Source organism: Pseudomonas sp. JE3303 (assembly GCF_056312565.1).
Genome location: NZ_JBWGIF010000004.1, coordinates 249,133 through 274,860 on the forward strand (window position 1 = coordinate 249,133; position 25,728 = coordinate 274,860).

23 protein-coding genes are annotated in these 25,728 nt (G+C 62.8%); 8 read left to right on the plus strand and 15 right to left on the minus strand.

The window, feature by feature from the left end; translation table 11 throughout:
• Positions 1 to 33 precede the first annotated feature (33 nt).
• A complete protein-coding gene (gene dnaG / locus AC0ZZU_RS08130) occupies positions 34 to 2,016 on the minus strand; it encodes a DNA primase (protein ID WP_476339987.1) in 1,983 nt (660 codons plus the stop codon).
• A gap of 292 nt (positions 2,017 to 2,308) precedes the next feature.
• Positions 2,309 to 2,524, minus strand: coding sequence for a 30S ribosomal protein S21 (gene rpsU, locus AC0ZZU_RS08135; RefSeq protein ID WP_002551877.1), 216 nt, complete (start codon positions 2,522 to 2,524; stop codon positions 2,309 to 2,311).
• Between the two features lie 202 nt (positions 2,525 to 2,726).
• On the opposite strand from rpsU, the gene tsaD reads away from it, so the two are divergent.
• Positions 2,727 to 3,758: a tRNA (adenosine(37)-N6)-threonylcarbamoyltransferase complex transferase subunit TsaD gene (gene tsaD, locus AC0ZZU_RS08140; RefSeq protein ID WP_476339988.1), complete on the plus strand. Its 1,032-nt coding sequence runs from the start codon at positions 2,727 to 2,729 to the stop codon at positions 3,756 to 3,758.
• Between the two features lie 20 nt (positions 3,759 to 3,778).
• Here the strand turns inward: tsaD and plsY are convergent, their stop codons facing one another.
• On the minus strand, positions 3,779 to 4,348 hold the full coding sequence (gene plsY, locus AC0ZZU_RS08145) for a glycerol-3-phosphate 1-O-acyltransferase PlsY (protein WP_476339989.1): 570 nt from the start codon (positions 4,346 to 4,348) through the stop codon (positions 3,779 to 3,781).
• A gap of 74 nt (positions 4,349 to 4,422) precedes the next feature.
• On the opposite strand from plsY, the gene folB reads away from it, so the two are divergent.
• Together folB and folK are read left to right on the plus strand one after the other, a co-directional pair.
• A complete protein-coding gene (folB, locus tag AC0ZZU_RS08150; RefSeq protein ID WP_476339990.1) occupies positions 4,423 to 4,779 on the plus strand; it encodes a dihydroneopterin aldolase in 357 nt (118 codons plus the stop codon).
• Entirely contained in the window at positions 4,770 to 5,279 is a 510-nt protein-coding gene (folK, locus tag AC0ZZU_RS08155) for a 2-amino-4-hydroxy-6-hydroxymethyldihydropteridine diphosphokinase (protein ID WP_476339991.1), read from the plus strand. Before folB ends, folK begins: the two co-directional genes overlap by 10 nt.
• A gap of 65 nt (positions 5,280 to 5,344) precedes the next feature.
• Here folK and AC0ZZU_RS08160 read toward each other — a convergent pair whose 3' ends face one another.
• From AC0ZZU_RS08160 to AC0ZZU_RS08210, 11 genes are all read right to left on the minus strand, one after another.
• On the minus strand, positions 5,345 to 6,469 hold the full coding sequence (locus AC0ZZU_RS08160) for a multifunctional CCA addition/repair protein (protein ID WP_476339992.1): 1,125 nt from the start codon (positions 6,467 to 6,469) through the stop codon (positions 5,345 to 5,347).
• A 54-nt stretch (positions 6,470 to 6,523) separates the two neighbouring features.
• Complete coding sequence (locus tag AC0ZZU_RS08165) at positions 6,524 to 8,089, minus strand: SpoVR family protein (protein ID WP_476339994.1); 1,566 nt, start codon at positions 8,087 to 8,089, stop codon at positions 6,524 to 6,526.
• The gene (locus AC0ZZU_RS08170; protein ID WP_158465342.1) at positions 8,086 to 9,357 is read right to left on the minus strand and encodes a YeaH/YhbH family protein; all 1,272 of its coding nucleotides are present in this window, start codon (positions 9,355 to 9,357) and stop codon (positions 8,086 to 8,088) included. Before AC0ZZU_RS08170 ends, AC0ZZU_RS08165 begins: the two co-directional genes overlap by 4 nt.
• Before the next feature lie 135 nt (positions 9,358 to 9,492).
• A complete protein-coding gene (locus AC0ZZU_RS08175) occupies positions 9,493 to 11,415 on the minus strand; it encodes a PrkA family serine protein kinase (RefSeq protein WP_476339996.1) in 1,923 nt (640 codons plus the stop codon).
• Between the two features lie 281 nt (positions 11,416 to 11,696).
• The gene (gene glpE / locus AC0ZZU_RS08180) at positions 11,697 to 12,026 is read right to left on the minus strand and encodes a thiosulfate sulfurtransferase GlpE (RefSeq protein WP_476339998.1); all 330 of its coding nucleotides are present in this window, start codon (positions 12,024 to 12,026) and stop codon (positions 11,697 to 11,699) included.
• A gap of 14 nt (positions 12,027 to 12,040) precedes the next feature.
• Positions 12,041 to 12,907, minus strand: a complete 867-nt coding sequence (locus AC0ZZU_RS08185) for a symmetrical bis(5'-nucleosyl)-tetraphosphatase (protein WP_476340000.1) — start codon at positions 12,905 to 12,907, stop codon at positions 12,041 to 12,043.
• A complete protein-coding gene (apaG, locus tag AC0ZZU_RS08190) occupies positions 12,907 to 13,287 on the minus strand; it encodes a Co2+/Mg2+ efflux protein ApaG (protein WP_476340001.1) in 381 nt (126 codons plus the stop codon). Before apaG ends, AC0ZZU_RS08185 begins: the two co-directional genes overlap by 1 nt.
• A gap of 121 nt (positions 13,288 to 13,408) precedes the next feature.
• A complete protein-coding gene (rsmA, locus tag AC0ZZU_RS08195; RefSeq protein ID WP_476340002.1) occupies positions 13,409 to 14,215 on the minus strand; it encodes a 16S rRNA (adenine(1518)-N(6)/adenine(1519)-N(6))-dimethyltransferase RsmA in 807 nt (268 codons plus the stop codon).
• Positions 14,212 to 15,201, minus strand: coding sequence for a 4-hydroxythreonine-4-phosphate dehydrogenase PdxA (gene pdxA, locus AC0ZZU_RS08200; protein ID WP_476340003.1), 990 nt, complete (start codon positions 15,199 to 15,201; stop codon positions 14,212 to 14,214). The genes rsmA and pdxA overlap by 4 nt, the downstream gene beginning before the upstream one ends.
• Positions 15,198 to 16,514: a peptidylprolyl isomerase gene (locus tag AC0ZZU_RS08205; protein WP_476340004.1), complete on the minus strand. Its 1,317-nt coding sequence runs from the start codon at positions 16,512 to 16,514 to the stop codon at positions 15,198 to 15,200. The genes pdxA and AC0ZZU_RS08205 overlap by 4 nt, the downstream gene beginning before the upstream one ends.
• Positions 16,495 to 19,317, minus strand: a complete 2,823-nt coding sequence (locus AC0ZZU_RS08210; RefSeq protein WP_476340005.1) for an LPS-assembly protein LptD — start codon at positions 19,315 to 19,317, stop codon at positions 16,495 to 16,497. Before AC0ZZU_RS08210 ends, AC0ZZU_RS08205 begins: the two co-directional genes overlap by 20 nt.
• 130 nt (positions 19,318 to 19,447) lie before the next feature.
• On the opposite strand from AC0ZZU_RS08210, the gene AC0ZZU_RS08215 reads away from it, so the two are divergent.
• The 3 genes from AC0ZZU_RS08215 to AC0ZZU_RS08225 are packed head-to-tail and all read left to right on the plus strand — an operon-like array spanning position 19,448 to position 21,907.
• On the plus strand, positions 19,448 to 20,473 hold the full coding sequence (locus tag AC0ZZU_RS08215; RefSeq protein WP_476340006.1) for an aminoglycoside phosphotransferase family protein: 1,026 nt from the start codon (positions 19,448 to 19,450) through the stop codon (positions 20,471 to 20,473).
• The gene (gene murU / locus AC0ZZU_RS08220) at positions 20,470 to 21,141 is read left to right on the plus strand and encodes an N-acetylmuramate alpha-1-phosphate uridylyltransferase MurU (RefSeq protein ID WP_476340007.1); all 672 of its coding nucleotides are present in this window, start codon (positions 20,470 to 20,472) and stop codon (positions 21,139 to 21,141) included. The genes AC0ZZU_RS08215 and murU overlap by 4 nt, the downstream gene beginning before the upstream one ends.
• A gap of 1 nt (position 21,142) precedes the next feature.
• A complete protein-coding gene (locus tag AC0ZZU_RS08225) occupies positions 21,143 to 21,907 on the plus strand; it encodes a TerB family tellurite resistance protein (RefSeq protein ID WP_476340043.1) in 765 nt (254 codons plus the stop codon).
• A 21-nt stretch (positions 21,908 to 21,928) separates the two neighbouring features.
• Here the strand turns inward: AC0ZZU_RS08225 and AC0ZZU_RS08230 are convergent, their stop codons facing one another.
• Positions 21,929 to 22,933: an alpha/beta hydrolase family protein gene (locus tag AC0ZZU_RS08230; RefSeq protein WP_476340008.1), complete on the minus strand. Its 1,005-nt coding sequence runs from the start codon at positions 22,931 to 22,933 to the stop codon at positions 21,929 to 21,931.
• Between the two features lie 89 nt (positions 22,934 to 23,022).
• On the opposite strand from AC0ZZU_RS08230, the gene AC0ZZU_RS08235 reads away from it, so the two are divergent.
• Both AC0ZZU_RS08235 and AC0ZZU_RS08240 read left to right on the plus strand, forming a co-directional pair.
• Positions 23,023 to 25,020, plus strand: coding sequence for a PAS domain-containing sensor histidine kinase (locus AC0ZZU_RS08235; protein ID WP_476340009.1), 1,998 nt, complete (start codon positions 23,023 to 23,025; stop codon positions 25,018 to 25,020).
• Positions 25,017 to 25,646, plus strand: a complete 630-nt coding sequence (locus tag AC0ZZU_RS08240; protein WP_476340010.1) for a response regulator — start codon at positions 25,017 to 25,019, stop codon at positions 25,644 to 25,646. The genes AC0ZZU_RS08235 and AC0ZZU_RS08240 overlap by 4 nt, the downstream gene beginning before the upstream one ends.
• Positions 25,647 to 25,728 lie beyond the last annotated feature (82 nt).

Sequence of the window (25,728 nt, forward strand, 5' to 3'; positions counted from 1 at the left end):
AAACAAGCCGAGGATTATACCCGAGCATTGACCTCACGCGCCAGTTGAGGTCGGGCTTTGTGCAGGAACATTACGGCTCAGCAATTCGCGCAGCTCGTTTTTCTCGTCTGCACTCAACTCACTTTGACGTGCTTTCCTGAGCAGATGTTCCAGGCTTCGCTCGCGCTGGCGAGCGGACAAGCTAGTTATGGTGTCGAAAAACTGTTGTTCAAGGTTATCGGCATCGATCAGCCATTCCTTTTCGGCCAGCGCGCGCAACAGGCGTCCTTGCTCGGTACCGTGCCAGCGCGCGATGAGCTGTAGAGAGCGTAGCTCAGGATTCTTCTGCAAGGCCTCGAGCAGGGCTACCAGCAGTTGGGCGTAGACATGTTCCTCCGCTGCGAAATGGCTGGCGCCCTCGACCTTGCGGGCCAGTTGCGGATGGTGCAAGAGGGTCCGCAGGGCGCTCAGGGTCGGGGGTTCCACGGGTGCGGGCACCCTGGGTGGGGCATCCTGGCGCTGGCCATCGCGCTGCCATGGCTTGCCGCCCTTCCTGTCCCAGGGCTTGCCGTCCCACTGCTTCTTTCCGCCGCCCTTGTTCGGTGTCCAGGGGCGCTGCTGCTGAGCGTGCGACGGGTCGGCCTGCTGGTAGTCGCCGTAGTCCGGCGTGTAGCCGGCCATGGCATCGTAGTCCAGGCCCGGGTCGTAGTCCGGCACGCTTTCAGCGGGCGAACTGTGGGCCAGCTGTTCCATCTGCTGGTGGTCCAGGCCGGTGATCTCCTTCAGGCGGTTGCGCATCAACGCACGCAGGTTCACGCCGGGAATCTTTTCGATCAACGGCGCGGCAAGCGTCGCCATATGCGCCTTGCCTTCGAGCGAGCGTGGATCAGCCTCGTTGCTCAACTGCTCGAAGAAATAGTCCGCCAAGGGCTGCGCATGCTGGTTGATGCGCGCGCGGAAAGCATCGGTGCCTTCCGCGCGGACCAGGCTGTCCGGGTCCTCGCCCTCTGGCAGGAACAGGAAGCGCGCCTTGCGCCCGTCCTGCAGGCTGGACAGGGCCGCCTCGAGTGCGCGCCACGCAGCCTTGCGGCCGGCCTGATCGCCGTCAAAGCAGAACAGCACACTCGGCACCACGCGGAACAAGCGCTTGAGGTGCTCCTCGCTGGTGGAGGTGCCGAGGGTCGCCACCGCGTTGCGCAGGCCTTGCTGGGCCAGGGCGATGACGTCCATGTAGCCCTCGACCACGATGATCTCGTCGAGGTTGCGGTTGAACTTGCGCGCCTCGAACAGGCCGTAGAGCTCCTGGCCCTTGTGGAAGACCGGAGTTTCGGGCGAGTTCAGGTACTTGGGCTTGTCGTCCCCAAGCACGCGTCCGCCAAAGGCGATGATGCGCCCGCGGCTGTCGCGGATCGGGAACATCACCCGGTCGCGGAACCGGTCGTAGCGCTTGCCGGACTCGGCATTCTCGATCAGCAGGCCGGCATCGATCATGGCCTTTTGTTGCAACGTGTCGCTGGCCAGGTGCTTGAACAGGTTGTCCCAGCCAGGGGGCGCGAAGCCAAGGCCAAAGTCGCGGGCAATTTCACCTGACAGGCCGCGTCCTTTCAGATATTCCACCGCTGCCTTGCGGCTCGGGTGGCTGCGCAGCGACTGCCGGTAGAACTCGGCAGCCGCATCGAGCAGCGGATAGAGCGGCGAATCCGTGGGTTGACGGGGCTTCTGCCCCCGGCGGCCTTCCTCCCGCGGTACTTCCATCCCAGCGGCCTTGGCCAGTTCCTCGACAGCCTGTGGGAAATCCAGGTTGTCGTGGTCCATGATGAAGCCAAGAGCATTGCCGCCAGCGCCGCAACCAAAGCAGTAGTAGAACTGTTTGTCGGGGCTGACACTGAAAGAGGGTGTCTTTTCCTTGTGGAACGGACAGCAGGCGGTGAGATTCTTGCCGGCCCTTTTCAGCTGGACGCGCGAACTCACCACGTCGACAATGTCGGTGCGGTTGAGAAGGTCGTCGATAAAGCTCTGGGGAATCAGCCCGGCCATGGCATTCTCGTCATCAGGCAAAAGCCAAGTCTAATCGCTAATGCTGCGGGTCGAGGCGTGTCGTATAGCGGCACCCGGGAACGGGTAGGGAGCGTGCTCGTCGCCAGCCACAAGGGCTCGTCAGACAGGACGTGCACAGCTGGCGATAAAGCCAGTTCTGACGTGTTCGTACAGTTTGCCCGCATGCGGGAGCATGGAGCGCCTCTGGCACGAGGCCAAAGGTTTCAAACCACTTGCTGCCGGCAGCCCGGCTTGGGGCCGGGCGGGCAGAAGCTTGCGATGAACGTCTGTATCAGTACAGACGAACGGCGCGGCGCTGTTCGCGCTGTACTTTCTTGGCGTGACGCTTTACGGCAGCAGCAGCCTTGCGCTTGCGCTCGGAAGTTGGCTTTTCGTAAAACTCGCGGCTACGAACTTCAGCCAGTACACCGGCTTTTTCGCAGGAGCGCTTGAAACGACGCAGAGCTACGTCGAAGGGTTCATTCTCTTTAACTTTGACGGCTGGCATCCAGGGCTACCTTCATTCATGACCGGGGTAGACGACTCCTACAAAACAAAGGTGTGCTGGAGAACGTCGGTTTTTAAGGGTTGCGGATGTTAACCCTTACCCAGCCGGAATGCAAAGCCTCTGATCGAAAACCGCTGGTCGGCACTGAACACGGGGACTATCATGCGCGCCTTCGAATTCAGCCTAAACAAGGCACGGACCCATGCTAGTACTGGGATTGGAAACATCCTGCGACGAAACTGGCGTCGCATTATACGACAGTGAACGGGGCCTGCTGGCCGACGCGCTGTTCAGCCAGATCGACCTGCACCGCGCCTATGGCGGTGTAGTCCCCGAGCTCGCCTCGCGTGACCACGTCAAGCGCATGCTGCCGCTGATCCGCCAGGTGCTCGACGAGGCCGGCTGCGTCGCCACCGAGATCGACGCCATCGCCTATACCGCGGGTCCTGGCCTGGTTGGCGCACTGCTGGTTGGTGCTTCCTGCGCCCAGGCACTGGCGTTTGCCTGGGGCATTCCGGCCTTGGGCGTGCATCATATGGAAGGCCATCTGTTGGCGCCGATGCTCGAAGAACAGCCGCCGGAATTCCCGTTCGTCGCATTGTTGGTGTCGGGTGGACATACGCAGCTTGTGCGTGTGGATGGCATCGGCCAGTACGAACTCCTCGGCGAAAGCCTGGATGACGCTGCAGGCGAGGCGTTCGACAAGACAGCCAAGATGATCGGCCTGAACTACCCCGGCGGCCCCGAGATCGCCCGCCTGGCCGAAAGCGGCGTGCCTGGCCGCTTCGTGTTCCCGCGGCCGATGACCGACCGTCCGGGCCTCGAATTCAGCTTCAGCGGCCTGAAGACCTTTGCCCTCAATACCTGGCAGCAATGCCGCAATGCCGGGGACGATGGCGAGCAGACCCGTTGCGACGTCTCGCTGGCGTTCCAGCAGGCGGTGGTGGATACGCTGACCATCAAGTGCAAGCGCGCGCTCAAGCAGACCGGCCTCAAGCGCCTGGTGATCGCTGGCGGCGTCAGTGCGAACAAGGCCCTGCGCGCCTCTCTGGAGGACATGCTGGGCAGCCTGGGTGGCAACGTGTACTACGCCCGCCCGGAGTTTTGCACCGATAACGGCGCGATGATCGCCTACGCCGGCTGTCAACGCCTGATGGCGGGGCAGCGGCAGGACCTGGCGATCAGCGTGCAGGCGCGCTGGCCGATGGAGCAACTGCCAGCCTTGCAAGCGTGAGCCGGGCTCAGGGAGTCGATTCAGAAATGCCGTTCGCGTCCTGCAAAAAGGTCGCGTAGATTGCTGCGGTGACGCCACACGATCATTGCCGTCAGCACGGTCATCGGCAGCAGTGCCTCGGGCTCGCGCCAGGCCAGCAGCGGCAGTATCAGTGGCGTTGCAATGAGGGCGGCCAGCGAGCTGGTGCGGGTAAGGCAGAAGGTGAGCACCCAGGCGAGAATCGCCAGCACCGCGGCCGGAAAGTACAACCCCATGAGCAAGCCTGCCGCTGTTGCCACGCCTTTGCCGCCCTGGAAGCGGAAATACAGAGGAAACAGGTGGCCGAGCACGGCGCAGACGCCTATCCAGGCCTGTTCCTGCAGGTCAAGACCGGCCAGGCGCGCCGCCAGCACGGGCAACAGGCCCTTGCACAGGTCGCCGAGCAGGGTCAGGATCGCCAGTCTGCGGCCTGCCAGGCGCAGCATGTTGGTGGCCCCGGCGTTGCCCGAACCGCAGGAACGCGGATCCGGGCTGCCCGTGAGGCGGCTCAGGAGGATGGCAAAGGACAGCGAGCCAAGCAGGTAGGCGAGCAGCGCCAGTAACCAAAACATGCTTACTATTCCGGGCGAGGACGCCCTGATTCTAACGGCGCAAGTCGCCCTTGTCGTGCTGTGGAGAGAAGTGCTTGGACAGAGTGTTCATCGAAGGCCTGGAAGTCGATACCGTCATCGGTGCCTATGACTGGGAGCGGGATATTCGCCAATGCCTGCGCCTGGACCTGAGTTTCGCCTGGGACAACCGCCCAGCCGCGGCGGGTGACGATCTCAACCTGGCGCTGGACTATGCCAGCGTGAGCGCGCGCATCCAGGCATTTGCCGAGCAGGCGAGGTTCGAGCTGGTCGAAACCTTTGCCGAACGCCTCGCCGCCGTGCTGATGAGCGAATTCGACATTCCCTGGCTGCGGTTGAAACTGACCAAGCCTGGTGCGGTGCCAGCGGCCCGCGGTGGGGTTGGCGTGGAGATCGAGCGCGGATGTCTCTGAGCACGGTATACCTGGGACTTGGCAGCAATATCGACCGCGAGGCGCACCTGCGCGCCGGGCTTGATGCCTTGGCCGGCATTCTTGACGGCATGCGTTGCTCGGCGGTGTTCGAGAGCCAGGCGGTGGGGATCAAGAGCGGGCCGTTCTACAACCTGGTAGTGACTGGACAGACGCGGTTGCCCTTGCTGGAGCTGGACCGCCGGCTCAAGTTCATCGAAGCTGAAAATGGCCGGTACGCGCCGGACCGCAAGGGTTTGCCGCTGGATATCGATGTGCTGATGTATGACGATCTGCACGGTAGCTTCGATGGGCTGACCTTGCCGCGGGCGGAGATCCTCAGGAATGCCTTCGTGTTGTGGCCGTTGTCCTTGATTGCGCCTGAGTTGGTGCATCCGGGGGAGGGGAAGAGCATGGAGCAGTTGTGGCGGGAGGCGCGGATCGACCAGGTGCTGGCGCCGGTGGCGTTCGAGTGGCGTGGGGTGCAGTTGACTCGAGCCTGATCGAGATTTTTGCCGTCTGTCCAGGCCTCTTCGCTGGCTTGCCAGCGAAGAGGCCTGCATAGGAGCTAGAGGCCTTGCCGGAGTTTATCCAAGGCTTCCAGCCGCAGCGCCTTGATCGCCTCCCCCAGCGCCTGCCCCGTCAGCCCCCGCTCTACCAATGCCTGCACCTGCACCGCCTTCACCGCAGCCACCGCGCCCCGCAGGTAGTCAGCTTGTGGATAACTCCTGTCTCGCGCCCGCGCGTCCATCTCGCAAACTGCAATGAAGTCCTCAAGCCGCTGCGGACGCCGGTACACGTCGAATCGCTGAAGCATGTCCAGCAGGGCAGCGGCCGGCAGCTCTTCGGCTCGGTTGCAATCCGCGTGATACTCTCCGACCAGCGCAGCCAGCTCCTGGCACTCGCGCGGGGCCTTGAAACGCTTGCTGACCGCGTCGATTCCTTCACCCAGGCCGATCAGCAGGCAAGCCCAGCGCACGTTCAATGGCTGCTCGGACAGCGCCGCCTGCTCCAGTACCGCGAGGGTATGCATGCCCCTGTCGGGCGACTCGAACAGCGCGTCCACTTCAGGCATCAGTTCTCCCAGCGCGCCGCAATCACGCAGCACCTGGATGAATACCTGCGGCTGGGTCTCCATCAGCGCGCGCTCGATCTCTTTCCAGCTGCGTTCGGCGGTAAGAGCCTGCAACTCGCCGGACTCACTGATCTGGCGCATCAGTGCCAGCGTTTCATCCGCTACGCGAAACCCCAGCGGGGCATAGCGCGCCGCGAAGCGGGCCACGCGCAGAACGCGCAAAGGGTCCTCGGCAAAGGCCGGTGACACATGGCGCAGTAAACGGTCCTCAAGGTCTTTCTGTCCCTGGTACGGATCACAGACGTTGCCCTGTTCGTCCTCGGCCATGGCATTGATGGTCAGGTCGCGGCGGGTCAGGTCTTCTTCCAGGGTCACGTCGGGACTGGCGTGGAAAGTGAAGCCGCCATAGCCTCGCCCGCTCTTGCGTTCGGTGCGGGCAAGGGCGTACTCCTCGCCGCTCCTGGGATGGATGAATACCGGGAAGTCTGCCCCGACCGGGCGATAGCCCAAGGCCTGCATCTGCTCGACACTGGACCCGACGACCAGCCAGTCGATGTCGTGGACCGGGCGGCCGAGCAGGCGATCGCGCACGGCGCCGCCAACTTTGTAGATCTGCATGAAATGCCTCCGTTGTTGCCCACAGGATAACCCGTGGGCAACAACGCAGGGCTGCTACAGATGAACCACGGCCAGATCCATGCGCCCGTAGTCGCCGCCTTCGCCATGCTCGCCGCGGGGCGGCATGTGGTGGGTCTTCATGATCTGGTCGCCTTGCACGGTGTCCAGATGGATGTCGAACCCCCACAAGCGGTGCAGGTGCTTGAGCACTTCATCGGTAGAGTCGCCCAGGGGCTTGCGGTTGTGCTGCTGGTGGCGCAGGGTCAGCGAGCGGTCGCCACGGCGGTCGATGCTCCAGATCTGCACGTTGGGTTCGCGGTTGCCCAGGTTGTACTGCGCTGCCAGGGTTTCGCGGATGATGCGATAGCCGTCGTCATCATGGATCGCCGGGACCAGCAGGTCATCGCGCTGGTCATCGTCGAGGATGCTGAACAGCTTCAGGTCGCGAATCACGGTAGGCGACAGATACTGCAGGATGAAGCTCTCGTCCTTGAAGCTGCTCATGGCGAACTTGATGGTCGACAGCCAGTCACTGCCGGCAATGTCGGGGAACCAGCGCCGGTCTTCGTCCGTGGGATGTTCGCAGATCCTGCGAATGTCACGGTACATGGCAAAGCCCAGTGCATAGGGGTTGATACCGCTGTAGTAGGGGCTGTCGAAACCTGGCTGGAATACCACGCTGGTATGCGACTGCAGGAATTCCATCATGAATCCATCGGTCACCAGGCCCTCGTCGTACAGGTCGTTCATCAGCGTGTAGTGCCAGAACGTGGCCCAACCTTCGTTCATGACCTGGGTCTGACGCTGTGGATAGAAATACTGGGCAATCTTGCGGACAATCCGGACGATCTCGCGCTGCCAAGGCTCAAGTAGCGGGGCATGCTTTTCGATGAAATAGAGGATATTTTCCTGAGGTTCGGCGGGGAAGCGTGCGCCATCACGATCGCTTGCCTTGTCCGCGCCTTTGGGAATGGTCCGCCAGAGGTCGTTGATCTGGCGTTGCAGATGCTCCTCTCGCTCCTTCTGCCGACGCCGTTCTTCTTCGGCGGAAATGGGGTAGGGGCGCTTGTAGCGGTCGACGCCATAGTTCATCAAGGCATGGCAGGAGTCGATCAGGTCTTCCACCGCATCGATGCCGTGGCGCTCTTCGCACTGGCTGATGTATTGCTTGGCAAACACCAGGTAGTCGATGATCGAGCTGGCGTCGGTCCACGTTCGGAACAGGTAATTACCCTTGAAGAAGCTGTTGTGCCCATAACATGCGTGGGCGATCACCAGCGCCTGCATGCACATGGTGTTTTCTTCCATGAGATAGGCGATGCAGGGATCGGAGTTGATCACGATCTCGTACGCCAGGCCCATCTGCCCGCGGGTATAGGATTTCTCGGTACTGAGGAACTGCTTGCCGTATGACCAGTGGTGATAGCCCAGCGGCATGCCGACGGAAGCGTAGGCATCCATCATCTGCTCGGCGGTGATCACCTCGATCTGATTGGGATAAGTGTCAAGGGCATAGCGCGCGGCCAGGCGGCTGATCTCGCGGTCGTAGGACTGGATCAGCTCGAATGTCCACTCGGACCCGGTGGAGAGGTGTTGGCGTTTCTGCGCTCTGGAGGTCATGTGGCTAACCTGCGCTGGAAGAGTTCACGGAAGACCGGATAGATATCTCCGGCCGATACCAACTGCTGCTGGGCGAAGGTATCGGCGAAGCTGTCACCGATACGCTCGTATTCGTACCACAACGCCTGGTGTTCGCGGGGAGTGATTTCCACGTAGGTGTAATACTGGACGAACGGCATGATCTGCTTGGTCAGGATCTCCCGGCAGATTGGCGAATCGTCGTTCCAGTTGTCGCCGTCGGAAGCCTGGGCAGCGTATATGTTCCAGTCGTTGGCCGGGTAGCGTTCGGCCATGATCTCCTGCATCAGCTTCAGCGCGCTGGAGACGATGGTGCCGCCGGTTTCCCGGGAATAGAAGAACTCTTCCTCGTCGACTTCCCGGGCGCTGGTGTGGTGGCGGATGAATACCACCTCGATGCGCTCGTAGTTACGCTTGAGGAACAGGTACAACAGGATGAAGAAGCGCTTCGCGATGTCCTTGGTGGCCTGGGTCATCGAGCCGGACACGTCCATCAGGCAAAACATCACGGCCTTGGAGCTCGGGTTGGGTTGCTTGACCAGCAGGTTGTACTTGAGGTCGAAGGTATCGAGGAAGGGCAGGCGGTTGATTCGCGCACTGAGGCGGGCAATCTCGACTTCTACTTCCTGGATGTCCGTGAAGTTGTCGGGCTCTTCCACCTTCAGGCGGGCCAGTTCGGCCTGGGCCTCGCGCAGCTTGGCGCGGCTGCTGCCGGTCAGCGCGATGCGCCGGGCATGTGCGGAGCGAAGGGTACGGATGATGTTGATTCGCGATGGGTTGCCTTCGTTGGCGATACCCGCACGCACAGTCTTGAAGGTATCGGTGCCGGTGAGGTGACGCTTGACCAGGTTAGGCAGCTCCAGGTCTTCGAACATGAACTCGAGAAACTCTTCCTGGGTGATCTGGAAGACGAATTCGTCCATGCCTTCGCCAGAGTTGCCCGCCTTGCCACGTCCACCACCACCCCCGCCACCCTGTGGCCTGGGAATATGCTCGCCAGCGGTGAATTCCTTGTTGCCTGGATGCACCACGGTCTGCTTGCCGCCACGGCCATGATGCAGCACGGGCTCGTCGATATCGCGTCCCGGAATGCTGATCTGCTCGCCGTGCTCCATGTCGGTGATCGAGCGGCGGCTGACCGCCTCTTCGACGGCCTTCTTGATGTGATCGCGGTACCGCCGCAAGAAACGCTGGCGGTTGACCGTGCTCTTGTTCTTGCCGTTCAGGCGTCGGTCGATAACGTAACTCATAGGCTCTCCGGTGCTAGGCAGCGTCAAGCTGCAAGCTGCAAGCTACAAGACAAGACAACCGCAAAGGCCGCAAGCCGGGCGTGGATCTCGATTTCACGACGCTCGGCTTGCAGCTTGAGGCTTGTAGCTTGCCGCTTACTGCGACTTCCTGACCCGCAGGTACCATTCCGAAAGCAGGCGTACCTGTTTGTCGGTATAGCCACGTTCCACCATGCGGGTGACGAAGTCGTTGTGCTTCTGCTGGTCCTCCTTGCTCGCCTTGGCATTGAAGCTGATGACCGGCAGCAGGTCCTCGGTGTTGGAGAACATTTTCTTCTCGATCACCACCCGCAGTTTTTCATAGCTCAGCCAAGTCGGATTCTTGCCGTTGTTGTTGGCCCGTGCGCGCAATACGAAGTTCACGATCTCGTTGCGGAAGTCCTTCGGATTGCTGATACCCGCCGGCTTCTCGATCTTCTCCAGCTCTTCGTTGAGGGCGATCCGATTGAGGATCTCGCCGGTTTCGGGATCGCGGTATTCCTGATCCTGAATCCAGAAGTCGGCGTACAGCACGTAGCGGTCGAAGATGTTCTGGCCGTACTCGCTGTAGGATTCCAGGTATGCCGTCTGGATCTCCTTGCCGATGAACTCGATATAGCGTGGCGCCAGGTACTCCTTGAGGTAGCGCAGGTAGCGCTCGCGCACTTCAGCCGGGAACTGCTCCTGTTCGATCTGCTGCTCAAGCACGTAGAGCAGGTGCACAGGGTTGGCTGCGATCTCGTGCGGGTCGAAGTTGAACACCTTGGACAGGATCTTGAATGCGAAGCGGGTCGACAGGCCGTTCATGCCTTCGTCGACGCCAGCCGAGTCGCGGTACTCCTGGATCGACTTGGCCTTCGGATCGGTGTCTTTCAGGTTCTCGCCGTCATAGACACGCATCTTCGAGTAGATGTTGGAGTTTTCCGGCTCCTTGAGGCGCGACAGAACCGTGAACTGGGCCAGCATCTTGAGGGTGTCTGGTGCGCAGTGAGCCTTGGACAGCGAGCTGTTGAACAGGAGCTTGTCGTAGATCTTGATCTCGTCGCTGACCCGCAGGCAGTAGGGGACCTTGACGATATAGATACGGTCGATGAAAGCTTCGTTGTTCTTGTTGTTGCGGAAGCTGTGCCATTCCGATTCGTTGGAGTGGGCTAGCAGGATGCCGGAATAGGGGATGGCCCCCAGGCCTTCGGTACTGTTGTAGTTGCCTTCCTGAGTGGCGGTCAGCAATGGGTGGAGGACCTTGATCGGCGCCTTGAACATCTCGACGAATTCCATCAGGCCCTGGTTGGCCCGGCACAGTGCGCCCGAGTAGCTGTAGGCATCGGCGTCGTTCTGCGGGAATTCCTCGAGCTTGCGGATATCCACCTTGCCCACGAGGGCCGAGATGTCCTGGTTGTTCTCGTCACCGGGCTCAGTCTTGGCTACTGCGATCTGGTTGAGAATCGAAGGGTAGAGCTTCACTACCTTGAACTGGCTGATGTCGCCCCCGAACTCTGCCAGCCGCTTGGTCGCCCATGGCGACATGATGGTGTTGAGATAGCGTCGGGATATGCCGAAGTCTTCTTCGAGAATCGCGCCATCCTCGGTGGCGTTGAACAGCCCCAGCGGCGACTCGAATACCGGTGAGCCCTTGATCGCATAGAAGGGCACTTTCTCGATCAGCTGCTTGAGTTTTTCGGCCAGCGAAGATTTGCCGCCACCCACCGGACCCAGCAGGTAGAGGATCTGTTTCTTTTCTTCCAGGCCCTGCGCGGCATGGCGGAAGTAGGAGACGATCTGGTCGATGCATTCTTCCATGCCATGGAAGTCGGCAAAGGCCGGATAGCGGCGTATCACCTTGTTGGAAAAGATCCGCGACAAACGTGAATTGCTGGAGGTGTCGACCAGCTCTGGCTCCCCGATTGCCAGCAACAGGCGTTCGGCCGCCGAAGCATAGGCACTGCGATCCTCTTTGCAGAGCTCGAGGTACTCCTGCAGCGTGAGTTCTTCCTGGCGTGTTGACTCGAAACGTTGTTGGAAGTGGCTAAAAATACTCATGACGTCACCTCGCTCGATACGTGGAGCCGACGCCGGATCAGTCAGCTTGATGCTGGCATGCAACCGGGTTGCCGGTTGCTGTTTACCCCCCAGAACACCTTCGAAACGCTACCGATGACCCGCACGCCGGTGTACCGGCTCTCCCCTTTTTGGATGGCCTGGGCTTAAGGATAGTTGGTTCTGCGCAAGGTCAAGGTCATGGCGCCGAGAAGTTGCCCATGACCGTTCGTCAGCTTGGCTGCCAGCCCGTACGGGACGCGGGCTGCAGGAATTTGAAAAATTTATTCGGCGGTGCCTTGGGCGGTTTGCGCGGGGTAGGTGCTGCGCCACAGTTCAAAGCCGCCATCGATGCTGTACACATCCGAAAAGCCTTGGGCGACGAGGTAGGCGGCGGCGCTCTGGCTGGAGTTGCCGTGGTAGCAGACCACCAGCGTCGGTGCATCGAGATCGGCGGCGCGGATGAACTCCGCGACCGAGTGGTTATCCAGATGCTGCGCGCCAGTGATGTGGCCGGCGGCATAGGATTGGGCATCGCGGATGTCGACCACGACCGCGCCTTGCTCACGCAGTATGTGGGCCTGCTCGGGAGGGATGCGTTTGAATTCGCTCATGGGGGCGGTCTCCTTCAGGACTGGCCGTTGATTCTAGCGGGTTGAGGCGATACGCGCGGCATGCCGTCGCCGGTGCATTCGCAGCGGTGATACGCGCCGGTATCGACGTTGTACAAGGTCATGGCACCGCCCCAGACGCAACCGGTGTCGAGCGCGATGACGCCTGGCTCGCTGACACGCCCTTCCAGGGCCGCCCAGTGGCCGAAAATGATGTCGACATGGCGTGAGCGCCGGCCCTTGTGGGCGAACCACGGCTTGTAGCCTTTTGGCGCGGTGTCCAGGCCTTCCTTGCTCTTGAGGTCCAGCTTGCCTTCGGCCGTGCAGAAACGCATGCGCGTGAAATAGTTGGTGATGACCCGCAGGCGTTCAACGCCGCTCAGCTGCTTGCTCCACTTGTTCGGCTCATTGCCGTACATGCCATCGAGGTAAAGCTTCAGGCGGGTGTCATCCCGCAGTACTTCCTCCACCTCTCCTGCCAGCGCCAGTGCCGTGCCGAGGGTCCATTGAGGCGGAATGCCGGCATGCACCAGGGCGACACTTCGCGCTTCATCGTAATGCAGCAGCTTTTGCCGTCGCAGCCAGTCGAGCAACTGGTCGGCATCGGGTGCCTCGAAGATCTCGCGCAGGGTATCGCTTTTCTTCAGGCGCTCGATGTCGTGCCAGGCGGCCAGAAGGTGGAGGTCGTGATTACCCAGCACGCAGACCAGCGAGTCGCGCATGGCGTACAGGTAGCGCAATGTCTCTAGCGATTGCGGCCCGCGGTTGACCAGGTCGCCGACCAGCCACAGGCGGTCGACGGAGGGGTTGAAGCCAACCCGCTCAAGCAGGCACTTCAGCGGCTGCAAGCAACCCTGCAGATCGCCCACGGCATACACCGCCATCAGTGCAAGGCTCCAGGAACCGCCAGGCTGAATGGGGCTATCGTGGCGTCGAAGCGTTTGCCGTCTTCGGCAAACATCTGGTAACTGCCCTGCATGGCGCCAACCCGGGTACTGATGACCGCGCCACTGCTGTAGGTATGGCTCTGACCGGGCTCGATCAGCGGCTGCTGGCCGATCACGCCAGCCCCACGGACTTCTTCGACCTGGCCATCGCCATTGGTGATGAGCCAGTGACGCGACATCAGCTTGGCCGACACACTGCCGTTGTTTTGCACGGTAATGGTGTAGGCAAAGGCGAAGCGCTCGTTCTCGGGATCGGATTGTTCTTTGAGGTAGCGGGTCACGACGCTGACGTCGATCTGGTAGCGAGGATCAGACATGCAAGGGGCCTTGGACAAACAGACGCGGATACGGCTATGCCTGCAGTCTAGGACATTGGCGGGGGAGGAGGCCAGTCGTGACTGGCCTGCTCCCACCGGTTGCGGCGTCGTTGCCGATGAATCAGGCTTCTGGAGCCTGCTCCGCCAACTGGTCGGCCAGGCGCACGAACGCGGCCAGGTCCAGTTGTTCGGGCCGCAGGCTGCCATCGACGCCTGCTGCTTCGATAGCGGCGCTGTCGAGCAGGCCCTTGAGGGTATTGCGCAGGGTCTTGCGGCGCTGGTTGAAGGCTTCGCGAACAACGCGTTCAAGCATGCGTGGGTCCTTGGCCGGGTGCGGCAAGGTTTCGTGCGGCACCAGGCGCACGATGGCAGAGTCGACCTTTGGCGGTGGATTGAACGCGCCAGGGCCGACGTTGAACAGGTGTTCGACCCGGCAGTGGTACTGGACCATGATCGACAGGCGACCCCAGTCGCCGCCGCCAGGGCCCGCGGCCAGGCGCTCGACCACTTCCTTCTGCAGCATGAAGTGCATGTCGCGGATCAGGTCTGCGTGCTTGAGGAGGTGGAAGATCAGTGGTGTCGAAATATTGTACGGCAGGTTGCCGACAACTTTCAGGCTGCGGGCGGGAACGCCCAGCTGGTTGAAATCGAATTTCAACGCATCGCCCTGGTGCAGGCGGAAATTGCCGCTATTGGCGAACTTGTGCTGCAGGATCGGCACCAGGTCCTTGTCCAGCTCGACCACGTCCAGCTGCGCGCCGCTGCCCAGCAGGCCTTCGGTCAGGGCGCCCTGGCCCGGGCCGATCTCCAGCAGGTGCTCGCCCGCCTTGGCGTTGATCGCGCGCAGGATACGGTCGATCACGCCCGCGTCGTGCAGGAAGTTCTGCCCGAAGCGCTTGCGCGCCCGGTGTTGGTATTGCTCGTTCATAGTTGGGTCTCGGCCATCTGGTAAGCGGTTTCCAGCGCGACCTGCAGGCTGCCGGTGTCGACCTTGCCGGTACCGGCGAGGTCCAGGGCAGTGCCATGATCAACCGAGGTACGGATGATTGGCAGCCCCAGGGTCACGTTGAGCGCCGCGCCAAAGCCTTTGAACTTGAGCACGGGCAGGCCCTGGTCGTGGTACATCGCCAGCACTGCGTCGCAGTGCTCCAGATATTTGGGGGTAAACAGGGTGTCGGCCGGCAACGGGCCGCGCAGGTCAATGCCTTCGCTGCGCAAGCGATCGAGCGCCGGCTCGATGATTTCGATTTCTTCACGGCCCAGATGGCCGCTTTCCCCAGCATGGGGGTTGAGACCGCAGACCAGGATGCGCGGTTTGGCGATGCCGAACTTGTCACGCAGGTCGGCATGCAGGATCCGCGTGACTCGCTCCAGGCGCTCAGCGGTAATCGCATCGGCCACATCACGCAACGGCAAGTGGGTGGTGACCAGCGCCACGCGCAAGCCGCGCGTGGCAAGCATCATCACCACCTGGGAGGTGTGGGTCAGCTCGGCAAGGAATTCGGTATGACCTGAGAAAGCGATGCCGCTTTCGTTGATCACGCCCTTGTGCACCGGGGCGGTGATCATCCCCGCGAACGACCCGTCCAGGCAGCCTTGGCCAGCACGAGTGAGGGTCTGCAGGACAAAGGCGGCGTTGGCCTTGTCCAGTTGCCCCGGGACGACAGGCGTGGCCAGCGGTGTGTCCCACACGTACAGGCTGCCTTCGGGCGCCGGGACATCTGGCCAGGCACCCGGCGCGACGGGTAGCAGGTTGACCGCCAACCCCAGCTGCATGGCCCGCTCGGCGAGCAGGTCACGGCTGGTGATGGCGATCAGAGGGTGGGGCTGGGCCCCGGCGGCGAGCAGCAGGCACAGGTCGGGACCTATGCCGGCCGGCTCGCCCGGGGTCAGGGCGAAGCGCGGATGTTTCACTGGGTGGCCTGGTCGGCGCCAGGCAGCTTGATCTCGACGTAGGCTTCGTCGCGGATCTGGCGCAGCCAGGTCTGCAGCTCCTCGTCATACTTGCGGTTGCGCAGCACATTCATGGCTTGTTGCTCGCGAGCCTGCTCGGTGCTGTCGGTCGCGCGGCGGCCAAGCACTTCGAGCACGTGCCAGCCGTACTGGGTCTTGAACGGACGGGAGACCTCGCCTTGCGGTGCGTTGGCCATCACTTCGCGGAATTCCGGCACCAGGCTGTTCGGATCGACCCAGTTCAGGTCGCCGCCATTGAGCGCTGAGCCCGGGTCTTCCGAGAAGCTCTTCGCCAGTTCGGCGAAATCTTCGCCATTGCGGATACGCTCGTAGAGGCGGTCGGCCAATTGCTCGGTGGCGGCCTCGCTGCGGATCTCGCTAGGCTTGATCAGGATGTGGCGCACATGCACTTCATCACGCAGCATCTGCCCACCGCCGCGCTTTTCCTGCAGCTTGAGGATGATGAAGCCGCCTGGAGTGCGTACCGGCTCGGTCACATCGCCCACGGCCATGGAGCTGAGCAGGCGATCGAACGGAGGTGGCAGCTGGGCTGCCTTGCGCCAGCCCATCTCGCCGCCTTCCAGGGCGTTTTCGCTGCCCGAGCGAGCGATGGCCAGCTGACCGAAGTCCGCACCGCTCTTGAGCTGCTTGTAGGTCTCGACGGCTTGCTTGCCCGCAGCCTGGATAGCATCGGAACTGGCGCTTTCCGGCGTGGGGATCAGGATGTTGGCCAGGCGGAACTCCTCGGAGAGCTGAGCCTTGCCCAGGTCGGAGGCGAGGAAGTTCTTCACTTCCTGCTCTGAGACCTGGATACGCTCGGCCACCCGGCGCTGGCGAACACGGCTGATGACCATCTCGCGCTTGACCTGCTCGCGAGCGTCATCATACGACAGGCCGTCATGGGCCAGCGCGGCGCGGAACTGCTCCACGCTCATGCCATTGCGCTGGGCAATGGTGCCGATGGCCTGGTTCAGTTCCTCGTCGGTGATGCGGATGCCGGAGCGTTCGCCGATCTGCAGTTGCAGGTTCTCGACGATAAGGCGCTCCAGCACCTGCTGCTCCAGTGCGCTGGCCGGCGGCACGCCACCGCCACGCTTGGCGATGGTTTGCTGCACTTCGTGGGTACGCTGGTTGAGCTGGCTCTGCATGACCACGTCGTTGTCGACGATGGCCACGACACGGTCCAGCGGTTGCACCGCGGCATGCACCGCGCCACTCAGCATTGCGGCGCCCAGCATCAGCGGGCGCAGACGATCAATAAGCTTGGTCTTCACGTGTACGGTAACCTTGAATGCCTTGGTCGAGGAACGATTCGACCTTGTTGCCCACTACACCACCGAGGCCTTTCAGCACGATCTGCAGGAAGACACCGTGGTCGCCTTTTTCGTTTTGCGGCGTAGCCTGGCTGAAGTCGTCGTAGTCGATCCAGTAACGGTTGATCACGCGCAGCTTCCAGCAGCAGTTGTCGTACTCGAAACCACCGAAGGCTTCCAGGGTACGGTTGCGGTTGTAGTCGTGCTGCCAGCGGGCGATGACGGACCACTGCGGCACGATCGGCCACATGACCGAGAAGTCGTGCTGCTGGATCTTGTAGTAGTCCTTGATGTAGTTCGGATCGCCCGGGGTGCCGTAGTCACCGCCGCCCACCTTCCAGGTACCCGTCAGCGAGTCGTAGGTGATCTGGTCGTTGCGGTAGCGGTAGCCCAGGTTGACGACCTTGTTCGGATTGTCTTCAGGCTGGTAGTGGAACATCGCGCTGCCCGAACGGGTGCTGCGGCTGTCCGGGTCCCAGTTGAAGTCCGAATTGAAGCGCCAGTCGCGGTTGAAGTTGTACTCGTACTCGAGTGCGTACGGCGAGACATCGGACTGGGCGTCCTGGCGAGTATCGAAGTCGATGCCAGGCAGCTGGACCTTGCGGTCCTTGAAGTAATAGGCCTGGCCGACGCTGAGGCGCTGGCGCTCGAAGCCGTTTTCCTCGATCCAGCGGTTGGTCACGCCCAGCGACAGCTTGTTCTCGTCGCCGATGCGGTCGGTGCCGCTGAAGCGGTTGTCGCGGAACAGCGAGGAATAGCTGAAGGTCGACTCGCCGGTATCGAACAGCGGGATGTCCTTCTGGTCCTCGTATGGGACATAGAGGTAGAACAGGCGCGGTTCGAGGGTCTGGCGGTAATTCTTGCCGAACCACTGGGTGTTGCGGTCGAAGTACAGGCCGCTGTCGACGCTGAAGACCGGGATGCTGCGGTTGATGGAGCTGCTGTAGCTGCCATATGCCGAGTTGGCAGACTGGGCCACCGCCTGCTCTCTACCCTGGCTGTCCAGGTCCAGGTCGTACTTGGTGTAGACGTACTTGAGCTTGGGTGTGATGAAGCCATAGCTGGCCTGCATCGGCAGGCTGATGGCCGGTGCAGCGTTCAGACGGGTGCCGTTGGCGCGCGCGATGCCCGTGACACTCTCGTCCAGGCGACGCCCCGGCGCGCCTCCAATACTGGTATCGAGCTCACCGTCTTCGTTGAAGACCAGGTCATCCTTCAGGTCACGATCAAAGCGCACGGCTTCGGTCTCGTAGCTGAAGTCCAGGCCACCCGGATGATACGGCAGCATCCCGTTGAAAGTGATCTGCGGGAGTTTGTCGTACGGTGTGATCTGCGAAATGGTTGCCAGCTCGTAAGCCTGCGCATTCAAGCGAGCCGTGTAGCTTTCGCCACGGTAGGTCAACGCACCCTGTTGATTCAGGAAGTCGCGACTTTCTACCCCGATCTGCTCCGACTCCAGGTCCTGGAAGTAGAACGGATCGCTGATATCGGTGTAGTCGACCTCGGTCAGCAGGCGCGAATCCAGGCCGCCCTTGTGCTGCCAGTTGACCATCCAGCGCTGATCCTTGTAATCAGTCTGATCCTTGCGGTCGTCGTCCTTGTCGTTCAGGTACGCGCCACCGACCTGGCCTTCGCTCGATTCCGTCAGGTAGCGGAACTCGCCTTCCATCAACAGGCCGCGCTTGGTCATGTAGCGTGGATACAACGTGGCGTCGTAGTTGGGCGCCAGGTTGAAGTAGTACGGGGTGACCAGCATGAAGCCGGTGTCGCTGCTGGTGCTGAACGACGGCGGCAGGAAACCGGACTGGCGGCGGTCGTCGATCGGGAAGTAGATATACGGTGTGTAGAACACCGGAATGTCCTTGACCCGCAGCGTGACGTTGGTCGCGGTGCCGAAGCCGGTGGCCGGGTTCAGGGTGATGTTGTTGCCCTTGAGCTGCCAGGCGTTGCTGTTCGGCTCGCAGGTGGTGTAGGTACCATCCTTGAGGCGAATGACCGCGTTTTCGGCACGCTTGGCGTACAGGGCATTACCGCGTATGCGCGACTTGTGCATCACGTACTCGGCGTTGTCGACCTGGGCCTCGCCCGTGTCGAGCTGGATCTCGGCGCGATCGCCCACTACCAGCGAGCCGTTGTCACGGATCTTGACGTTGCCCTTGAGCTCGCCGCGGTTCTCGGCCTGGTAGAGATTGGCCTCGTCGGCCTCGGCCTGCATGCTGCCCTGGCGCATGACCACGTCGCCGGCGAGAGTCGCGATCTGCTGCTCCTGCTGGTACTTGGAAACCTTGGCGTTGAGGTAGGTCGGCGACTCGTCCTTGGGCGTGGTGTCGGCCATGCCCGGGCGGACCGGCTCGATATAGGCACCACCGCAGTACGGGCCGGTCTCGGCCAGCTGGGCAGGAGTGAGCTGGTCGCGCGGGACCCAGTCCAGGTGGCTGTAGTCGGCGCTGCGCGACTTCAGGCCACGGCCCTTGCTCTCGGTGACCAGCACCGGCTTGGACTCGCTGTCCGTGGTGGCGGCTTCGCCACCTTCGGCCGCGGCCTCGCCACTGGAACTGACGGCTGCGCCCTCATGGACCGGGCGCGGCGGCAGGGAGGTCGCGGAAGTCTTGGGCTTGCAGTCCCAGCCACCGGCGGCGGACACTTGGCAGTCGAACTGCTCGGCTGCCACGACGTAAGAGGTGGCAAAGGGTTGCAGGGCCAGCAGACCGCCGGTCACCAGCAACGGAAATTTTCTACGAAACGCGGGGGATTTCAATGCCATCTTATTAGTCCGGGCTTCCTGCGTGCCATCTGCCCGCGTGTGGGGCCGCACGCCTCTCGATGGTCTGAAAAAGATGCTGGATAATAAAGCATGACCCGCTTGACGGCTAGGGCCGTCGGAGACCCTTGTAATGCCCGATCATGATGCACGCCTGCAACAACTGACTGTCTGGCTTGATGAACAGCTTCAATCGCTCTATCGGAAACAAGGCTGGGGCGCGGTTCCCGAAGGCGAGCTGACCGCTGCCAGCAGCGATGCGAGTTTCCGCCGTTATTTCCGCTGGCAGGCCGCAGGCCGCAGCTTCGTGGTCATGGACGCGCCACCCCCGCAGGAAAACTGCCGCCCCTTCGTCGCCATCGATCACCTGCTCGCCAGCGCTGGGGTGAACGTGCCGACCCTCCATGCCGAGGACCTGGAGCGCGGTTTCCTGCTGCTTGGCGACCTGGGCCACCAGACCTACCTGGACGTCATCGACGCTGACAACGCGGACGCCCTGTTCGCCGATGCGATCGACGCCCTGCTGGCCTTCCAGCACCTGCCAATGGACGCGCCGCTGCCCAGCTACGACGTCGCCCTGCTGCGCCGCGAGATCGAATTGTTTCCCGAGTGGTATGTCGGCCGCGAGTTGGGCCTGACCCTGGATGATGCCCAGCAGGCCGCCTGGCAGCGGATCAGCGCGCTGCTGATCGACAGTGCGCTGGCGCAGCCCAAAGTGCTGGTGCACCGCGATTACATGCCACGCAACCTGATGCAGAGCACCCCCAACCCCGGCGTGCTGGACTTCCAGGACGCGGTGTACGGGCCAGTGACCTACGACATCACCTGCCTGTTCAAAGACGCCTTCCTCAGCTGGCCACAGGCACGCGTCGAGGGCTGGCTGCGCGATTACTGGCAGCACGCCAAGGCGGCCGGCGTTCCGGTGCAGGCCGACTTCGAGGCGTTCCAGCGTGCCAGCGACCTGATGGGTGTGCAGCGCCATCTCAAGGTCATCGGGATCTTCGCGCGCATCTGTCACCGTGATGGCAAGCCGCGCTACCTGGCCGACGTGCCTCGTTTCTTTGCCTATATAGATGAAGTGATCGGCCGGCGTCCGGAGCTGGCCGAACTCCGCCAGTTGATCGCCGAACTGCAGGCCACCACAGGGTCGCGTCCATGAAGGCAATGATTCTGGCCGCTGGCAAGGGCGAGCGCATGCGCCCCTTGACCCTGCATACGCCCAAGCCGCTGGTGCCGGTGGCGGGGGTACCGTTGATCGAATATCACCTGCGTGCCCTGGCGCAGGCGGGCTTCACCGAAGTGGTGATCAATCATGCCTGGCTCGGCCAGCAGATCGAGGATCACCTGGGCGACGGCAGCCGCTTCGGCCTGAGTATCCGCTACTCGGCCGAGGGCGAGCCGTTGGAGACGGGTGGGGGCATCTTCAAGGCCCTGCCGCTTCTGGGGGAGGATCCGTTCCTGCTGGTCAACGGCGATATCTGGACGGACTACGACTTCGCGAGGCTGCGGGTGCCACTGGCCGGGCTGGCGCATCTGGTTCTTGTGGATAACCCGGGGCACCATGACAAAGGCGACTTCCGCCTGGACGGGGGGCAGGTGCACGACGGCGATGACACCGCCGAGAACTTCACATTCAGCGGCATTTCGGTGCTCGACCCGGCGCTGTTCGCTGATTGTCAGGCCGGTGCTTTCAAGCTTGCGCCGCTGCTGCGTCAGGCCATGGCCAACGGCCGGGTGAGCGGGGAGCGTCACGCCGGACACTGGGTCGACGTCGGCACCCTTGAGCGCCTGTCAGAAGTCGAGCACCTGCTCGGCGAGCGCGGCTGACGTGTGGTGGCCGAGCACGGTGATCGGTGCAGGTGCCGGCTTCGCCGTGGCGAGCATCCCCGGTGCGCTGCTAGGTGCATTGCTGGGCCAGGCGATGGACCGCCGACTGCGGTTGCAAGGCTGGGAGGACATGCGCGAGAAGCTCGGAGGCCGGCCGGCCCTGGGTGATGACGAAGTGCTGTTCGTGCTGCTGGGGCGTCTGGCCAAGAGCGATGGACGGGTGCTCGAGGGCCATATCCAGCAGGCGCGCCAGGAAATGAAGCAGATGGGCATGAGCGAGCCTGCGCGCCTGCGGGCAATCGCTGCGTTCAACCGGGGCAAGTCAGGCAAGGCTGGCCTTGGACACTACCTGCGCCGCCTCAAGCAGCAGCCGCACGCGGCAGAAGGTACCTTGCGGGCTTGCTGGCGGATGGCCTGGGCGGATGGCAAGGCAGGGCAGCACGAGCGCGAGCTGCTGCTGGGGTGGGGTCAGGAACTGGGGCTGACTCGGCCGCAGGTCCAGGCCCTGGCTCATGAGTACGAGCCACGCAAGGCGCCCCAGGCGAGCGCTGCCTTGACCTATGCCGCTGCGTTGCGCCTGCTTGGCGTCGAGGTCGATACCGAGGCGGAGCGGGTCAAGCAGGCCTACCGGCGGCTGGTCAGCCGGCATCACCCCGACAAGCTGGTGGGCATTGGTGCAAGCGAAGCACGGGTGCGGGAAGCGACGGAGCGCACGCGGGAGCTGCACCTGGCCTACGCGCTGGTCCGCAAGCGCCGCGGGTTCTGAGAACACCGCAGCGCTCCGGGGTCAGTTCGCGCTCGGACTCAACCATCCTCGCACGCGCCTGAACAGCTGCTCCTGGTCCGCCGAGGGGTTGCCGGGCATGGCTATCAGCAGCATCTGGCGGTACTGGCTGTCCTTCTGCCGTTTGCTGGCCTGCAGGCGGAGTTCGGCTGCGTGGCGGTCGCGGGTGCGGGTGGCGTAGTAGATGTCGGCGGTGGGGATCTTGAGCGTCGGGGCCAGGCTCTCGAGGTCGTGCTCGACCCGCGCCGGGGTCTGCGCCGACACCATCACCAGCTTCTGCACCTGGGGCGGCTGGCGTTCGCTGACGTAGCGTGCCGCCCAATAGGCGCCGCTGCCATGGCCGAGCAAAACGATGCTGCGCGAGTTGTGTTGCTGGGCGTAGGCCACGGCGGCCTCCAGGCGGGCAAAGATTCGCTCGGCGTCCGCTGGATCGTTTTTGTCGCTGGCCTCCACGGCGTCGGTGCCTTGCGCGGTATCGGCCTCGGCGGCGGTGGCTTGGGCAACGTTGGCATTGGCGTCGGCCGGGGTGTCCTTGGCAGGTGCGCTCTGGCCTTCGCCTTTTTCAGGCGTGGCTGCAGGCTTGGCCTCGGCGCGTGCCTGCGGGCTGTCGGCCAGCAGGTCGGGCAGGCTGACGCTCAGGCTGTGCCAGCCGACGTCGGGAAACTTGCGCCGCAATGGGCCTACTGCCTTCGGCCAGTCGGCAGTCTCGCCCGCACCTGGAACGATGATCACCGCACCCTTCGGGTCGCTGTCATTGGCTGGCTTCCACAAGGCCAGGAAGCTCTCGCTACCCGCTTGCAATGTCTGCTGCTCGACCTTGGGCACCTGGCGCTCCAGCGCTTGGGCGTCCTCCTGGCTGCGTTCCGCCAGAGGCAAGCGGGGCGAAGGTGCCTGGGTAGACGCGGCTGGCGCCTCGGCGCCCGCGTCGCTTTCGGCCGCAGTGACGGTCACGGGTAATATCGAAGCCAGGCAGAACGCTGCCAGCGTCGTGCGATAGAGTAGGAACATGGATCGACCCAAGCCAGAATAGTACTGGCAGCCTAATGGTATTTGTCCGAGACGGCCACGCATGGCCGTCCTTGCCAGACGAGAGTCAGATGAAACGAGTGCGTCGCCTGTGGGTTATCGGCTGGTTGTGGCTGCCCTTGATGGCCTGGGCCGCTCCGCCTGCGCCGTCTCCGGTAGCGTTGGAGCCCGCACAGCAGCAATGGCTGGATGCGCACCGCAGCCTGCGGGTCGGGCTGGTTCTGCAGGCCCCCTACGCTCAATTCGACCGTCGCCTGCAGCAGTTGTATGGGGTCAACGTCGAGCTGATGAACTGGCTGGGGCGGGGCCTCGGGCTGGACCTTACCTGGCGCAATTTCCCCGACCAGGCCGCCCTTGAACATGCCTTGCAGGCGGGCGAGGTGGACCTGGCGCCTGGATTGACCCAGACCCCCAGGAGCCTGCGCCTCTGGCTGTTCAGCGATCCGTACATGCGTGTGCCGCAACGGGTGGTTGGCCCGCGCAATGGCGCGGTCGCCGTCGACCTTGAAACGCTCGCTGACAACCAGCGCGTGGCGGTACGCATGCCCAGTGCCCTGGCGGACTATCTCCAGGCGAACTATCCGGCGCTCAACCTGCAGGGGGTGCCTGAAGAGCGCCAGGCGCTCCAGCTGGTGCTCAGCGACCAGGCAAGCTTTGCCGTGATCGATGAGGCACAGCTCAGCCGCCTCTCGCGGGAGAACGAATTCACCGAGCTGGCCGTGGTCGGTGATATCGGCCTGCCGCAACTGCTGCGCGTTGGTTCTCGGCGCGACTGGCCGATGCTCAGCGATATCATCCAGCGCGGCCTGCAGGCGATCCCGGCCAAGGACCTGGAACAATTGCACCAGCGCTGGCTACAACCCACCTATCCGCGCCTGAACGATTCGACCGGCCTGTGGAGGAACTTCGCCATAGGGCTTGCGTTGTTGCTCCTCTGCGCCCTCGCTACCCTTGCCTGGCAACGCCGACAGCAGCGTCGCCTGGAGCGTAGCCTGCTGGCAGCGAGGGAGGCGCTCAATGAGCGTCAATCACGCGAGGAGGCGCTGCGGCTGAGCCAGTTCTCCATCGACCAGAGCGCGCTCGGCATCCTCTGGGTCAACTGGGATAGCCACGTGCGCTACGCCAACCACGCCGCCGAACGCATGCTTGGCTACCCCGAGGGCCAGTTGCTCGATCGGCCCTTCACCGACTTCGAACCCAACCTGCAGATGGACCGCTGGCTCGAGGTTTGGAACCGCGCCAGGGCCGCCGGGGGAGAGGCGGAACATTTCGAGACCTATTGCCTGCGCACTGACGGTGCACTGCTGCCGGTGGATCTGTCGCTGAGTTTCCTGCGGTTTCGTGATGCCGAGTACCTGGTAGTGTTCCTCACCGATATCACTGAGCGGCTCCGCGCCCTGGCGGCGCAGCGCGAACTGTCGGCTCACCTGGAAAGCGTGCGCGAAGAGGAAAAGGCGCGCATCGCGCGTGAGGTACATGATGAACTGGGGCAGATGCTGACCGTGCTCAAACTGGAAGTGTCGATGTGCGAACTGGCCTACGCCGAGCTGGACCCAGGGCTGAACGAGCGCCTGTCCAGCATGAAGCGCCTGATCGCCCAGCTGTTCCAGCAGGTACGCGATGTGGCCAGTGCACTGCGCCCACCGATCCTCGACGCGGGCATCGCCTCTGCCATCGAATGGCAGGCCCGCCGTTTCGAGGCGCGCACGCAGATTCCCTGCCTGGTGCGGGTTCCGGATACTCTTCCAGCCCTGAGCGATGCCAAGGCCACCGGTCTGTTCCGCATCCTGCAGGAGGCGCTGACCAACGTCATGCGCCACGCCCAGGCCCATACGGTGCAGATCGAGCTGGTGCTGCAGGGGTCTCGTCTTCAACTGACGGTCATCGATGACGGTCTGGGCTTCAACATGCAGCAGACGCGGCCGGCGTCTTTCGGCCTGGTAGGCCTGCGCGAGCGAGTACTGATGCTCGGCGGGAGCCTGACCCTGGACAGCGAGCCAGGGGAGGGCACAAGCCTGAGCGTGGCTATCCCCCTGGATCAGGGCATGGAATTGGGAGTGCGAACGTGATTCGAGTGCTTGTAGCCGAAGACCACACGATTGTCCGCGAAGGTATCAAGCAGTTGATCGGCCTGGCCAAGGACATGCAGGTCGTGGGCGAGGCCGGGAATGGCGAGCAGTTGCTGGAGAACCTGCGCCACACCTTGTGCGAAGTTGTCTTGTTGGATATTTCGATGCCGGGGGTGAACGGTCTTGAGGCGATCCCGAGGATACGCGCATTGACCAATCCGCCGGCGATCCTGGTGCTGTCGATGCATGACGAGGCGCAGATGGCGGCGCGCGCCCTGAAGATCGGCGCCGCCGGCTACGCCACCAAGGACAGTGATCCTGCCTTGCTGCTCACGGCCATTCGCCGGGTGGCGGGCGGCAGTCGCTATATCGACCCGGCGCTGGCTGACCGCATGGTCTTCGAGGTTGGCCTGACCGAGACCCGGCCGTTGTACACGCTGCTCTCGCAGCGCGAGTATTCGGTATTCGAGCGTCTGGCCCAGGGCGCCAACGTCAACGACATCGCCCAGCAGCTGGCGCTGAGCAACAAGACCATCAGCACCCACAAGGCGCGCCTGATGCAGAAGCTGAAGGTCAGTTCGCTGGCGGAGCTGGTGAAATATGCGATGGAGCACAAGCTGGTGTAGGTGTTCTGAAAGCGACACGACTGCAATCGTCCCCCACCCCCCCTTGTAGGAGCGGCCTCGTGTCGCGAAACGGGCCCGAATG

Excerpts from the sequence above, each read along its gene's own strand:
- dnaG (WP_476339987.1), bottom strand. The coding sequence starts at position 2,016 with ATGGCCGGGCTGATTCCCCAGAGCTTTATCGACGACCTTCTCAACCGC.
- rpsU (WP_002551877.1), bottom strand. The coding sequence starts at position 2,524 with ATGCCAGCCGTCAAAGTTAAAGAGAATGAACCCTTCGACGTAGCTCTG.
- tsaD (WP_476339988.1), top strand. The coding sequence starts at position 2,727 with ATGCTAGTACTGGGATTGGAAACATCCTGCGACGAAACTGGCGTCGCA.
- plsY (WP_476339989.1), bottom strand. The coding sequence starts at position 4,348 with ATGTTTTGGTTACTGGCGCTGCTCGCCTACCTGCTTGGCTCGCTGTCC.
- folK (WP_476339991.1), top strand. The coding sequence starts at position 4,770 with ATGTCTCTGAGCACGGTATACCTGGGACTTGGCAGCAATATCGACCGC.
- AC0ZZU_RS08160 (WP_476339992.1), bottom strand. The coding sequence starts at position 6,469 with ATGCAGATCTACAAAGTTGGCGGCGCCGTGCGCGATCGCCTGCTCGGC.
- AC0ZZU_RS08165 (WP_476339994.1), bottom strand. The coding sequence starts at position 8,089 with ATGACCTCCAGAGCGCAGAAACGCCAACACCTCTCCACCGGGTCCGAG.
- AC0ZZU_RS08170 (WP_158465342.1), bottom strand. The coding sequence starts at position 9,357 with ATGAGTTACGTTATCGACCGACGCCTGAACGGCAAGAACAAGAGCACG.
- AC0ZZU_RS08175 (WP_476339996.1), bottom strand. The coding sequence starts at position 11,415 with ATGAGTATTTTTAGCCACTTCCAACAACGTTTCGAGTCAACACGCCAG.
- glpE (WP_476339998.1), bottom strand. The coding sequence starts at position 12,026 with ATGAGCGAATTCAAACGCATCCCTCCCGAGCAGGCCCACATACTGCGT.
- AC0ZZU_RS08185 (WP_476340000.1), bottom strand. The coding sequence starts at position 12,907 with ATGGCGGTGTATGCCGTGGGCGATCTGCAGGGTTGCTTGCAGCCGCTG.
- apaG (WP_476340001.1), bottom strand. The coding sequence starts at position 13,287 with ATGTCTGATCCTCGCTACCAGATCGACGTCAGCGTCGTGACCCGCTAC.
- rsmA (WP_476340002.1), bottom strand. The coding sequence starts at position 14,215 with ATGAACGAGCAATACCAACACCGGGCGCGCAAGCGCTTCGGGCAGAAC.
- AC0ZZU_RS08210 (WP_476340005.1), bottom strand. The coding sequence starts at position 19,317 with ATGGCATTGAAATCCCCCGCGTTTCGTAGAAAATTTCCGTTGCTGGTG.
- AC0ZZU_RS08215 (WP_476340006.1), top strand. The coding sequence starts at position 19,448 with ATGCCCGATCATGATGCACGCCTGCAACAACTGACTGTCTGGCTTGAT.
- murU (WP_476340007.1), top strand. The coding sequence starts at position 20,470 with ATGAAGGCAATGATTCTGGCCGCTGGCAAGGGCGAGCGCATGCGCCCC.
- AC0ZZU_RS08230 (WP_476340008.1), bottom strand. The coding sequence starts at position 22,933 with ATGTTCCTACTCTATCGCACGACGCTGGCAGCGTTCTGCCTGGCTTCG.
- AC0ZZU_RS08235 (WP_476340009.1), top strand. The coding sequence starts at position 23,023 with ATGAAACGAGTGCGTCGCCTGTGGGTTATCGGCTGGTTGTGGCTGCCC.